Source organism: Bacteroidota bacterium (genome assembly GCA_016706255.1).
GTDB lineage: Bacteria > Bacteroidota > Bacteroidia > Chitinophagales > BACL12 > UBA7236.
On sequence record JADJJZ010000011.1, the window covers coordinates 137,245 to 150,787 of the forward strand.

The 13,543-nt window shown below is 38.0% G+C and carries 10 protein-coding genes; 7 read left to right on the plus strand and 3 right to left on the minus strand.

Annotated elements, in window-relative coordinates:
* Positions 1–103 precede the first annotated feature (103 nt).
* From IPI65_15090 to IPI65_15105, 4 genes are all read left to right on the plus strand, one after another.
* Positions 104–166, plus strand: coding sequence for a hypothetical protein (locus tag IPI65_15090; GenBank protein ID MBK7442798.1), 63 nt, complete (start codon positions 104–106; stop codon positions 164–166).
* Positions 163–834: a hypothetical protein gene (locus tag IPI65_15095; protein ID MBK7442799.1), complete on the plus strand. Its 672-nt coding sequence runs from the start codon at positions 163–165 to the stop codon at positions 832–834. The genes IPI65_15090 and IPI65_15095 overlap by 4 nt, the downstream gene beginning before the upstream one ends.
* Before the next feature lie 328 nt (positions 835–1,162).
* Complete coding sequence (locus IPI65_15100; protein MBK7442800.1) at positions 1,163–1,360, plus strand: T9SS type A sorting domain-containing protein; 198 nt, start codon at positions 1,163–1,165, stop codon at positions 1,358–1,360.
* A 29-nt stretch (positions 1,361–1,389) separates the two neighbouring features.
* Entirely contained in the window at positions 1,390–2,625 is a 1,236-nt protein-coding gene (locus IPI65_15105) for an ankyrin repeat domain-containing protein (protein MBK7442801.1), read from the plus strand.
* Between the two features lie 186 nt (positions 2,626–2,811).
* Here IPI65_15105 and IPI65_15110 read toward each other — a convergent pair whose 3' ends face one another.
* Both IPI65_15110 and IPI65_15115 read right to left on the minus strand, forming a co-directional pair.
* Positions 2,812–3,666, minus strand: a complete 855-nt coding sequence (locus tag IPI65_15110) for a phosphatase PAP2 family protein (GenBank protein MBK7442802.1) — start codon at positions 3,664–3,666, stop codon at positions 2,812–2,814.
* Between the two features lie 17 nt (positions 3,667–3,683).
* On the minus strand, positions 3,684–7,538 hold the full coding sequence (locus IPI65_15115) for a TraB/GumN family protein (protein MBK7442803.1): 3,855 nt from the start codon (positions 7,536–7,538) through the stop codon (positions 3,684–3,686).
* A gap of 170 nt (positions 7,539–7,708) precedes the next feature.
* On the opposite strand from IPI65_15115, the gene glgB reads away from it, so the two are divergent.
* Positions 7,709–9,673, plus strand: coding sequence for a 1,4-alpha-glucan branching protein GlgB (gene glgB / locus IPI65_15120; GenBank protein ID MBK7442804.1), 1,965 nt, complete (start codon positions 7,709–7,711; stop codon positions 9,671–9,673).
* A 67-nt stretch (positions 9,674–9,740) separates the two neighbouring features.
* Here glgB and IPI65_15125 read toward each other — a convergent pair whose 3' ends face one another.
* Positions 9,741–9,932, minus strand: coding sequence for a cold shock domain-containing protein (locus tag IPI65_15125; GenBank protein ID MBK7442805.1), 192 nt, complete (start codon positions 9,930–9,932; stop codon positions 9,741–9,743).
* 430 nt (positions 9,933–10,362) lie between these two features.
* Between IPI65_15125 and IPI65_15130 the strand changes: the two genes are divergently transcribed.
* Positions 10,363–10,962: an outer membrane beta-barrel protein gene (locus IPI65_15130; GenBank protein MBK7442806.1), complete on the plus strand. Its 600-nt coding sequence runs from the start codon at positions 10,363–10,365 to the stop codon at positions 10,960–10,962.
* A 1,072-nt stretch (positions 10,963–12,034) separates the two neighbouring features.
* Positions 12,035–13,102: a tetratricopeptide repeat protein gene (locus IPI65_15135; protein ID MBK7442807.1), complete on the plus strand. Its 1,068-nt coding sequence runs from the start codon at positions 12,035–12,037 to the stop codon at positions 13,100–13,102.
* The last annotated feature ends 441 nt before the right edge of the window (positions 13,103–13,543 follow it).

A 13,543-nucleotide genomic window follows, 5' to 3' on the forward strand; every position in this document is an offset into this window, starting at 1 on the left:
CTTAAGCAGGGTCACTGTAGGTAATTCTCAATAGATGGGATAAAGGTGCTTTAAAATTAATCTTTTTCATGTTTACTATAGCGCAAACCATTAAAAATACTGCATATGTATTATTGCCCGGAATCCGGCGTGTATAGAGATTTGTATCATAAATAAAACATTATGAAAACAAAATTTTATCTGATACTTACTTATTTGATGTTGCAGTTAACCTTTGCTCACGCACAATGGGAAAGCACTGCTCTTGGGCCATTTAATGTGGCTGAATTTGCTAACGTTGGTGGTGAATTACATACCTACGGGTTATTGGCAGACTATTCAAGTACTGATAATGGAGATACATGGACAAAAGATACTTTGTTAGGTATGGGCACAACTCCTTTTGTTACCGCTTTCACAAAATCTACGGATACCTATTTTAGTGGTGACCCTTACGGACATATTTATGCATCAAACGACGGAATAAACTGGAGTTTAAATTATGATTTTGGAATGGTTGCTTCAATTCCATACATGGTGGCAGAAGGAAATAATATTTATGCTGCCATAGATGGATTAGGTGTTTTATATTCAAATGATAACGGTGCCTCATGGACCCTTGGCGAAGGCGGGCTTGGAGGAAATAACCATTATATCAGTCAAATTATAATTGTGGGCAGCGATTTATATATGTCAACCTTAGGCGGCGTTTTAAAATCTACCGATGGTGGCGCTAACTGGGTGGTAAAAAATTCCGGTTTGCCTGATTTAATGCAATGGAATCGCCTTCTCGCAAGGAGCTTTACTTACATCCGGTTACGGAGTTGGCGTATTCAGGTCTACCGATTTAGGTGAATCCTGGACTCAAATAACCGCTGGATTTGATGGATTCTTATTTGTTGGCGGATATTATACCTATGGTGATATTGCAGTTGTTGGCGGCTCATTATGTAAAGCACATTTTTCAACAGACGGCGGTCAAACCTGGACCCTCATTCCACAAGGAACAGGGAGTGGCTTCGATGTATTTAACAGATTTATTATAGACAATGGCTATTTATTTGGCGCAACTACAAGCTGGGTTATAAGAGTTTCTTTAGAAGACCTTGGTATTGATGAAGTTGGCATTCAGAATGAAATTAATTCCGGCATTAAAATATATCCAAACCCTGCCGTTAATACTTTGTATGTTGAAACATTAAATGATATCAATTATCAAAATATGTATATACAAATAACAGATATCAACGGAAAAATTGCAGCCCAATATGCAAATAGTAATAATGAAATTGATGTAAGTAATCTGCCCAATGGAATTTATTTTCTTACCGCATTATCCGGAGCAGTGCAGTTTCATCAGCAATTTATAATTGCCAAATAAAATATGAATTACAGACTAAAATTAATATTATGAAAAAATTATTTTGTTTTTGGATAGCCACTTTTTTCTTGTGCACAATAAATGGCTTGTTTGCCAATGCTACAGACGACTTATGGGCCGGCTTAAAACAGGCAGATTACGCAAAAGCATTGTCCGCAATTGCAGCTGGTGCCGATGTTAATGCAGACGATCCTGCATTTGGTTCGCCGTTAAATTTCGCATCCTGCTGGGCCGATGTTGAGGTAGTTCAAGCACTATTAGACGCAAAAGCAACCTTAAATTATATTGCAGCAGCAAACGGATATTCACCATTAATGAATGCAGCAGCCTGGGGGAATATTCAGGTGGTCAAAATATTATTAGCAGCAAATGGTGATATGCATGTAAGAAATAAACTAGGTCAAACCACACTTGCAGTTGCAATGGGTTCAGGCAAAGTTGAAATAATTGATATGCTGATTAATGCCGGTGCTAATCCTTTGGAAAAATATGATATACTGGCAACAAAAGACCAAACATTGCTGAATGCATTATTGACAGTGATGTATCCAAAAGCAAAAATCGAAAACCTTAAATCAATTCAAACTACTCTTGCCGGTATGGGGGTTACCTTTCCACCTCGCCTAATTAATGCAACGGAAAGCGATTATTCCACTCCCGGAGAACTTGCTGAATTGTTATTAGAAAATGGTCTGGATCCAAATCAAACAGTGCAGGGTGGGTGGGGCAATATTTTAAACCAGGCAATCGATATGGGAAAATATGATGTTGCATTGCAGTTAATTACACACGGCGCAACTACTAACCCTGATCTAGCCATAACTGTAAAAAATAAAGGAAACGACAATGCCGTTTTTCCGAATGTTGAATATACAAATGGTGATTATCTGCTCGTAGCCGTAATTTCAGGCAATCTGGAATTTGTAAAATGTATGGCTGAAAAATACCCGGATCTTATTCATAAAAAGTACGATGGCAAAGGTTTTGTTAAATGCAATTCTGATAAAATAACAGCCAATTTTACAATTGAAGGAGTTAATTTATTAATGATTGCCGCTGAACATGGAAATTTAGCTATCGTTCAATATTTTTTCGAAAAAGGATTTGATAAAGATGATTTTGTTGAAGCAAAATGGGATTTTGTCAGCAAAAAACAAGGCACATGCCCCATGTTAACAGTACGTAGAACTATGGGTTACGCCAAAAGCTCCGGAAATCAGGAAATAATGGATTTAATTAAATCAGCAGGAGGGAAGGGAGAATAATTAAAACCCTTACGATAACTAAACCAACTTCGTGCATCTACGAGGCCTTCGTTTCTTTGTGGTTTGGCTGTTCCAACACAAAGTAACAAAGGCCACAAAGTTGCGCTAAGTAAAAAACTTAAATTAAACCTTCGCGTATCTTCGCGGCCTTGGCGTCTTCGTGTTGTGGCTGTTCCAAAAATTAAATTAAAAGGTTAATAATAAATTAGCACCTTTAAAACCCATATTAAAATTCGGAGCAACCACAACATCTATATTATCCATTTCATGCAACTCCGGCAACAACAATCCGACACCCGCACCTAAAAGATACCCCGCAACAACATCCGTATAAAAATGTTTTCCTGCTGCAGTCCTCAAATACCCAACCACCAAAGGCACCGTTGCTGCTGCTCCCCAGGTTATAATTTTTAATCCCCTTTGGTCAGTGTCCAAATAATAATCATTAATTAATCGCGCAGCAAAAAAACAATTATATGCAGTCGAACTCGTATGCCCACTCGGAAAGGAACTGCTCTCATCTTTATATAAGCGATAGCTATCTGAATAATTGGTGTTATAAGCATAAGGGCGTATCCTGCTCACAGTGCTCTTTAAAACTTCAGTAATACCCAACGTAAGCAAAGCACCTTCTGCATAAATTACACCATTCGTAAAAAATATCTTTTTATCCGGTAAGGTAGATAAAATTACCAAACCGCTGATACCAAATGAAACATAGTTAATTAAATCACTCATTACATCCGCATGCGCAGCATCCAGCGAATCGAAATACACAACCGACTGCTCAAATGTAGGAATGTTTGTTACAGATAATGCAGATAAATCCGATGTCGTTAATGGTATCGGTTTATAAAATAAATCACTGCCAAGAAATAAAAGTGAAGGTGCAAACAGTTTAACTTCATTTTCAAAATTTAAAGCATAAACCGCTTGCACCTTACTGGTAGTATCTCCAAAGTTTTTGTAATTACCTGCATTAGCTGTTGTAAATAAAACAACACAAAAAAGCAATAACAAAAACCGGAAATTATAACGCATAATTTAAAACCAAGCTATTAATAATCGTAATCATAATCGTAACCATAATTAGTACCCGGCAATTCAACCCGCACACGACTGCGACCCGCTAATTCAATCGCTTTTATGATATCGGTAATTTGTTCCTCCATTTGCTCTTCATCCAAAATTACATCACCATAGTGCACAAAATCAGGTTCTAAATTATAAGTGCTGTCTGCCATCGGCTGTAATCCAACACAGTCCAAATGCCAGGTTTTATCATTATCTAATTTACTTTTATAAAAATAAATATAACCATGTCCTAACTCGCAATCAACCTCTCTACGGGTTACAAATTCAATACTGTCCTCCTCATCCGTCAATTCATATTGATATAAAATAGCCTCGGCAATACTACGTTGATTACCATAAGCTGTATCAATTTTCGACACAGCCTTGAAATCCGTTAATTTATTAATCACTGTATAACGGTAAGCACGCGTTTTTTGTAAATTCGTCCAAACACTATCAGGAACAGATATTTTTGAAGAATACGCCGTCAATGCAGTTTTATAAATGAGCTCATCATTTTTACTTTTATAAATTTTATCGAAATACGTTTTCACTAAAGGGTCGTCATAAAACTCAGACAGTGCTAAAGTGAAATAGTCAAGCAAATTCGTTGCCCAACCGTACTTCATGTCATTAATATACAAATCGGAATAGTTCGAACTATAATTTGAACTGTAATTTCTTGAAGAATAGTCACTGCTGAAAATTGAACTGGTTTGATCAGGTCCATAGTGATACTCATCAAAATAATTTTTACTTCCAATTAATGATTTCAGCGTTGTAAAATAGTTTTTATTGCGGTAGTTATTATACGAATAACGATCAACTTCATTCGATCCACTCACATTGCGTTTAAATTCAGCATTGGCTTCCGCTACTAATTGTTTTTTAAATGGCGCGTATTTGGCAGTATTTAAACTATCCTGCTTTATTACCAGCGACAATAAACGATAGGTTGCAAAACGATATTCCGGGAAGCCCGAAAAATCTAAAACCTGAGGATACAGTTTCGCTGCCAATTCTAGTGTATCTAAATATCCACTGAAAATATAACTCAACGAATTACCATTTTTAGCCAAAGGTGTTTCAACATACAATAACTCCATAAAGGTTGCCAATGCAGTATCTGTTTGTTTAGCCGACAATGCTGATAATACTGCTAACTGTATATTCGAAGTATCACCCGCATTAATATAAATTTGTTTTAATGCTGGAATTACAGACTTGTCTTTTAATCCGCCCAAAGCCATTATAAACGTTTCCTTTTCAGTGGCCTTGAGTTTGCGGAAATTACTACTGTTTATAAATTCAATCAGCTTAGGTGCATCACTATCAACAAATTGATTCACACGAACCGATTTAATCGACTGCTTCCGCAAAACTGAATCTTCACTGTTTAATTGCTCAAAATAGCTATCAGATGCCGTGCTGAAAATAGAACGTCCTGAAATAGAATCAGAAGGTGTAAACGTATTGTAAAATGTGCTCACAAAAGCACTAGGTCCGTCAACTGAATCAATTACTGTACTCAGTTGAAACAACACATTATCCTTCAAAATAAACTTGCGATAAACTGCACGTGTTGAACCGGTATCCGTCACAATAAATTCCAGAGATTGCACAGCACCTTTTTCTTCAAATTTTCTTCTGCTGATCGTGTAATTGTCGTATGCCACATAATTGCTGTCAAACGAATTCCAAAATTCAATCTTATCATCATAATATCTGAACTTGTGATATTTATGATAACTAACCGCAATATTTTCAGGTGTAATTTCCGAACTGAAATTACTATGTTTATTTTCAGATAAATAACTCACATCTTTTTCCTCATCTTCATCATCATAACCATAATCGTATGAATTATAACTGTTGTATTCAATTTCATCAATGGTAAGTAGCGTATCCACCGCAGGCACAATCGTTTTAACACTGAACAACATTGCAGTGTCCGAGTATAGTTCAAATGGCCTTGAATATTTAAATGTGGAAGTATTAAAGCTGTTAAAATAAGCGTCAGGCCTTGTTTCACTTGGCGACATACTAGCCAACAAATAAAAATACGGCCCATTTACCACCACCTTGGTATGTATATAATTAGCATTGCTTTTACTTACCTGCTCATAACTGAGTTTATTATTTACTAATTGATAAGCGTCACTTGTTACCGCATATTTATCTTTTTTAAATTGTTCGGTAAACATATCCGCAATACGTTTTAACTCAAAACTGTCTTCTTCAAATGAAGAATTATTATTGTAATAATAAGTATTTGCATAATAATAATTATCGTTTTCCTGCGCTTGCACCGTTGCAATTGCCTGCTGATTATACACCGATTCATTTTCCAAAACTTCATAACTTATATGATTCGCAGGCACCGAAACGCTGAACAATCCCCATTTCGGCGTATAAGTTTCCCAGGTATTTTTAGTTACCGGTTTAAAATTAATACTCGAAAAAAATGTTTGCATTTCCTTCGATTTAACAACAAACTCACCCAACCCCGACGATTTAAAAATAATTGTTTCAAATGGTGTCACAAATAATTTAATCCGCAAATAATTGCCGCGTTTTGTTTTACTCACAATATCTAATCCCGGATAACCTGTATTCGATTTAATTGCCGTTTTTGAAACAATATCACCCGGAACATTTTCAAATAATAAATTATCAATATTCGCTAAAATTTCATCCTGCGTTTGATGTTGCAACATGCCATAATGCGCCATACGAATTACATTGTAATAGGCACTGTTCGCCATGTCGGGATATAATACATAACTGTAAGTGGCGTTTCCACCTAAATCATACAGCTTACCCGGCGAACTTACTGTAAATAAAGAATCGCTGGCATATTGCATGCTGGTTGGGTGACTAAAATAAATTGCATCGATTTTATTTTTTTCTTTCATGCTTTTTCCTGTAATTTTTCCTTTTACAGGGCGCACGGTATAACCCATATCGCGCAATATTTCAATGGCTCCGCGTTCACCCGGTAAATGTGCTGCACCAATTCCGGTGAACATCACTTTTCCGGTTCTTAAAATCGAATCCATGCGACGCATCATATTCGCATTTCTTTCTTCAATAAAATATTTATGGAAATTAGCAGTAGGTGTGGTAATTAATTCTAATGAATCCAGTTTGTCCAAGTCACCTTCGCGATAAGCCTGATCAATTTGTTCACGAATACTTACATCTTCTTCATCAAACGCATCCATCATTTTACGTTTCTCGATGTATTTTTTTTCTTCATCCTCATCATCCGAAGTGTCGTATGCTTTTTCTAATAATTTTAATACTTCCTGTTCACCTTCCAATGCAGCAATTTCTTTCGATAATTTTTTTCCGCATTGAAAAATAAATAAATCGAGGTAAGTCTCTTCTTCATATTCCGTGCGCTCAGCTTCATAACGATATAAATAACCGTTTATCAGCCAGCTGTTATCCTGAAACATATTGCCATAAGCTCTGTCGTCCGGTATCTCTAACTCAGCTATTCGTGTATAGATATCTCCGCCATAATAATCTGACCTAAATCCGTAAGATGATTCACTGTAAGTATTATTATCCGACTTATCCGGATTGCCAAAATCATTTTCTATCCATGTTTCCGGATTACTTTCCAGCGCAATAACATCTGCACTGTGCAGCGCAATAAAAAAACTATCTGTAAGGTGAAAAGCAATGCGGTCGCTCACGTGCATCGTACCATATATGTACGATGGCTGTGTCAATCCGTTGCCCGTAATTTCCCATAAAAGTGATTTCGATTGTGCCTGAATGCCCGTGTAGCAGAGTAGTAGCGTAATGAGGAGTCCTGAGTTTTTCTTCATGTTTAAATAGGTTAGTGGTTATGCAATGATAAGCATTAATACGTAAATCGGTTACACTTTCGTATGCGAGTATGTGCTTTTTCTGTCATACATTTTCCGCACATTACGTTCCTGCACACGATAACCTTATTTCTTGCTTAATAATGCTATGCGCTAATTAAATTTGCATCATGGAGATGACGATTCGCTACGATTACTCAAAATTTACCGACTACGATATTCATTTATTCCGCGAAGGCAAACATTTTAAATTGTGGGAAAAATTCGGCGCACATATTTTAGACACCGAAACGGAAACCGGTGTTTACTTCTCCGTTTGGGCGCCAAATGCATTGGCAGTGCATATTACAGGCACATTTAATAATTGGGATAAACAACAGTTTCCCCTTCAAGTGCGCGGCGATGGTTCCGGCATTTGGGAAGGCGTGATCAATACCGCCATGCCGGGCGATTTATACAAATACATCATTCTTGGCAAAAACAACGAAACCTACGAAAAATCAGACCCCTACGCTCGTCGCGCTGAACCTGCTCCCGGAACAGCAAGTGTAATTTGGGACAATACATACACCTGGAACGACAATGTGTGGATGGTAAAACGGAAGCCGTTTGAGTTCAATAAACCCATGAGCACTTACGAAGTTCATCTCGGCTCCTGGGGGCGCCAACAGGACGATCCAAACGCATTTTTAACCTACCGTCAACTCGCAGAAACCCTCGTGCCTTATGTGAAGGAAATGGGTTATACGCATGTTGAACTGCTTCCAATTACCGAACATCCTTTTTATGGTAGTTGGGGATATCAAACCACCGGCTATTTTGCGCCGACATCCCGCTATGGAACTCCTCAGGACTTAATGTACCTCATCGAATGTTTTCACAAAGCACATATCGGTGTGTTGCTCGATTGGGTGCCATCACATTTCCCTGATGATGGTCACGGACTCATCTTTTTTGACGGAACACATTTGTATGAGCATGAGGATAAACGCAAAGGTTTTCACCCCGACTGGAACTCCTATATTTTTAACTACGGACGATATGAAGTAAAAAGTTTCCTTATCAGCAGTGCGCTATATTGGCTGGAATGCTACCATATCGATGGTTTGCGGGTTGATGCCGTGGCCAGTATGTTATACCTCGATTATTCGCGAAAAGAAGGAGAGTGGCTGCCCAACGAATACGGCGGCAACGAAAACCTCGAATCCATTCAGTTTCTCAAAGAGCTCAACGAACGTTTATATACCGAAATACCATCAACAATCACCATTGCAGAAGAATCCACCTCCTGGCCGAAAGTCTCCAAACCCACATACGACGGCGGTCTCGGCTTTGGTATGAAATGGATGATGGGCTGGATGCACGATACGCTCGCTTATTTTAAGGAAGAACCATTTTACCGCAAATATCATCAGGACAAGCTCACATTCAGCATGTGGTATGCTTTTAGCGAAAATTTTGTGCTCAGTTTGTCTCATGATGAGGTGGTGCATGGCAAGTCATCTCTGCTCAACAAAATGCCCGGCGACGAGTGGCACAAGTTTGCCAATATGCGTTTGATGTTTGGATACATGTTCACCCATTCATTCCCGAAACTCATGTTTATGGGTGGCGAATTCGGACAAACAAAAGAGTGGAACCACGACCAGAGCCTCGACTGGCACCTGCTGGAACATACACCGCACAAAGGTTTGCAGCAATTTGTTAAAGACATGAACCACCTGTACACCGGCGAAAAAAGTATGCACGAAAACGACTACAAACAGGAAGGTTTTGAGTGGCTCGACCTCACACACCGCGACGATTGTATCCTGATTTGGAAACGCCAGGGCAAAAATGCGAATGATCATTTAATTATAGTTGGCAACTTCGACCAGCAAACCCATATCGATTTCCCGGTTCCCGTGCTGCAACGCAACCATTATGTTGAGTTATTGTCCAGCGATGCCGAAAAATATTACGGCTCCGGCTTGTTAAATGCCGGTTTACTGAAACCTGAAACAATTGAAGAAAATACTACTGATGACGATGGAAATACAACACTTACGAAACGTCACAGTTTAAAAATTACCATTCCGCCGCTCACGTTAATTGTGTTGAAACCTGTGCTGAAACTCAGAAGGAGCAAGGCCTGAAAAGCAAAAAGGGAATCAGTTTTTCAACCGATTCCCTTTTTAATGAAAATGATGTTACAGATATAATTTACGCAAGTTTTACGTTCACTGCATTCAATCCTTTTTTGCCTTCCTGAAGGTCATAAACAACATTGTCGTTTTCGCGAATTTTATCGATCAGGCCTGAGGCATGTACGAAATATTCTTTTTGTGTTGATTCATCTTTAATGAAACCAAATCCTTTTGATTCATTATAGAATTTTACTGTTCCTGTATTCATTGTAATTTTTAATTTAGACAAAGGTACGCATAATTAACATAGTACGCGGTTTTTCCACAGGTCAGCACCTAAATATGTGCATTATGCAAGGTCAAAAAACTACCTAACCTGTACTTAAACCCAAACTTATGTATAATGGTATCAGTAACAAATAGATAAAAATTATGCGAATAAACTAACGTAATTAAATTATTTTATAAAAATATGTAAAATTTTTATGATTGGTTATCAAAATGGTAATTTCGCCTGAACCCCAATTCCCGCTTGAGCTGCATCAAATTTATTTTTTATTTTTTTTTACCCTCAACCTCAAATTTGGCATATTTCACGCATTTTGTAGCAGGCCGAGCATCGTATTTGGCACAACACTTGGTTTAAGGGCAATCAAGTTGATGAAAATAAATCAACCCCTAACAATAAACTTACAGTTATGAAAAAGATGAAATTAATGGTTGCAGCTATTGCATGTTTTATCATGCTTTCCAATTTCGCTAAAGCGCAGGATTTTACACCCGGCTCGCTCACCTTTTCTGCCGGCTACGGTTTTCCAAGTATTGCCAAAACCACGTTTAAATTGGTGGAGGGCGACAATATTAATTCATCGTTTTATGGTCCTTTTTACGGAAAAGCCGAATTTGCCCTCAACGAAACCGTTGGTTTTGGTGTAAACTTCGCTTATGCTTCCGGTTCAGCCACATATCTGACTCAGGATAACGAAATCGACACCCTGTTTTACAATTCAGGTGTTAATTACAAGGCCTTCAGCATTTTGGCCCGTTTCAACTTCCACTTCGGTAACAGCGACCGTTTCGACCCATACGCAGGTATCGGCCTTGGTTACAGAAACAACAATTACAGCTACACCGGTGGCGATCCCGACAGTCAGCCCAGCGACATCAACGGCTTCTTCCACATGGGTGCCGACCTCACCATAGGTGCCCGCATGTATTTAACAGAAAACATCGGTATTTACGGCGAAGTCGGCGTAGCCAAAACCCCCATCCAGGTAGGCCTCGTAATAAAGTTGTAGTCAAAAAAGTTAAAGAAAAGAATAATGAAAAAAGGTTGCCCACAGCAGCCTTTTTTCATTGCCAGAAATGCTTCGTAAAAATAAAATTTTAAAAATTTGGAGCAACACCATCCCGCTCCGCTAAATCAATCCCTACCGGCCTTCCATTCCAATAAACCACAAATGCTCGCTCTATCACATAATTCGGCTGTTCCATTGGTACATCGGTACATTCGCACATTGGTACATTAGTTTATTTCCATTACAGTCCGGGCTAGAACATCTTTATCGTCACCAATAAACACCATAAAAATCCCCGCGCTGTCGTAAGGTCTCCTGACCTGCGACTCGACTCATGACCATGAAATCGACTCATTAAATTCAACTCAAAACCCGCTGGCCACGACTGTCGATTCAACCTCAAAACAGCGTCTGCGACAAAAGCTCAAAATCCACTTTCGAAGCCCCCGCTGTCGCCCGGTCTCCCGACCTGCGACTCGACTCATGACCATGAAATCGACTCATTAAATTCAACTCAAAACCTGTTGGCCACGACTGTCGAATCGGCTCGAAACAGCGTCTGCGACAAAAGTCTCAAAATTACCTTTCGAAGCCCTCGCTGTCGCCCGGTCTCCCGACCGGCGACTCGACACATGGCAATGAAATCGACTCATTAAATTCAACTATAAAACCTGTTGGCCACGACTGTCGATTCAACCTCAAAACAGCGTCTGCGACAAAACTGATTAGTAACAAACTTTTATTTGGTTTAACAACCTACTTTCAATTAACCTAATCTCTAAATTTTAAATGTTATAACTTGTTTTTTTGAATATTAAGTAGTTTTGATACAAATGACAAAATTGGTTGGTTGTAAACACCTTCGAGTTATTGTTTCTATTTAAAGTTGTATACTTGGAAAGCAAATAATTATTAACAGGTATCATATACAATCCATATATAAAAAAAACACCGCTAACTGATCATGGATTACTTCCCGGTCATACTTTTATTTTTTGCGCTGCTTGTTTTCATCACAAGAACGTTCACGGTTTTATTGCATGAACTTGGGCATGCAATTCCGGCAATACTTATGTCAAAAAAAGCCGTTACAATTTATATTGGTTCTTATGGTGACCCAAAAAAGAGCTGGCATTTTAAATTAGGGCTTTTAGAAGTATGGTTTAAGTATAACCCATTTTTATGGCGCCTTGGCCTCTGTATTCCGTCGGCAACACAGATGTCTATAAATAAACAAATCATTTACATCTTAACAGGACCTTTAACATCACTAATGATGGCAATAGTTGCATACTATTTTACATTAACAGATGACGTTAATAGTTTTCTAAGAATAATTCTCATAATTTTTATAGGGTCATCAATTTTGGATTTATTAATAAATCTAATACCTAATTCAAACCCCATAAAACTTTATGACGGCAGTTTCGCCTTTAATGATGGCTATCGATTATTAGAACTCTTTTACTACAAAAAATTTCCTAAAGAATATATGGTCGCTGCTGATCTATACAACCAACAAAACTACGCAGAGGCCGCCATCAAATTTAACAGCATTTTAAAAAGTGGGCTGAAGAATGAAAATATTTATAGATTAACAATAGCAAGCTTTTTGCAGGTGAAAAATTATAAACAAGCAAAAGAAATATCTGACGAATTTATGATTCATGGTAGTTTAAATTCCGATGATTTTGCAAACACTGCCATTTCTTATTCACATTTAAACGACCATGACAAGGCAATTGAATTTTATAATAAATCTTTAGAAATAAATCCAAAAAATAAATATTCTTTGAATAACAAAGGATTTACTTTAAATATTCTTGAAAAATATGAAGAAGCAATACCGATGTTTGACAAAGCGATTGCGATTGATACCGCATTTGCCTATTCATACAATAACAGAGGGCTCGCAAAAATAAAAATTGGTAAGCTAGAAGAAGGACTTAAAGACATTAATTATTCACTCAAACTTGATGAAAATAATGCTTATAGTTATCGTAATCTTGGTATCTACTTTTTCGATATAAAAGAATATGCAACTGCATTGGAATTATTTACTAAAGCCAAGGAACTTGATAATTCAACATACCAGATAGACGAACTGATTTATCAAGCAGGAATCCAAATACCTAAATAGCAAAATCGTTAACACACCTGCCGTCGTCCGGTCTCAAAATAGCCGACTTGATTTTATAATGAACCCCACACTTTAAATTTCTATTAAAATCAATTTTACTAATTCAGTCTAATCGGATTTGACTTTGTTTCAGGATTATAAACGAATCCTACCCCTTTAGGTTTACCTACCAATCAGGCAGGGGTAGCATATTTTTAACACCACCCTCTCCCAAGATCGAACAGAACCCCGTAGGTTTACCTACCGACCAGGCAGGGGTACCATATTTTTAACAAAACACCCTCCCAGAACCGAATCCTACCCCTTTAGGTTTACCTACCGATCAGGCAGGGGTTCCATATTTTTAACAAACACTGTCCCAAAACTGCATTCTACCCCTTTAGGTTTACCTACCGATCAGGCAGGGGTAGCATATTTTTAACAACTCCCTCTCCCAAGACC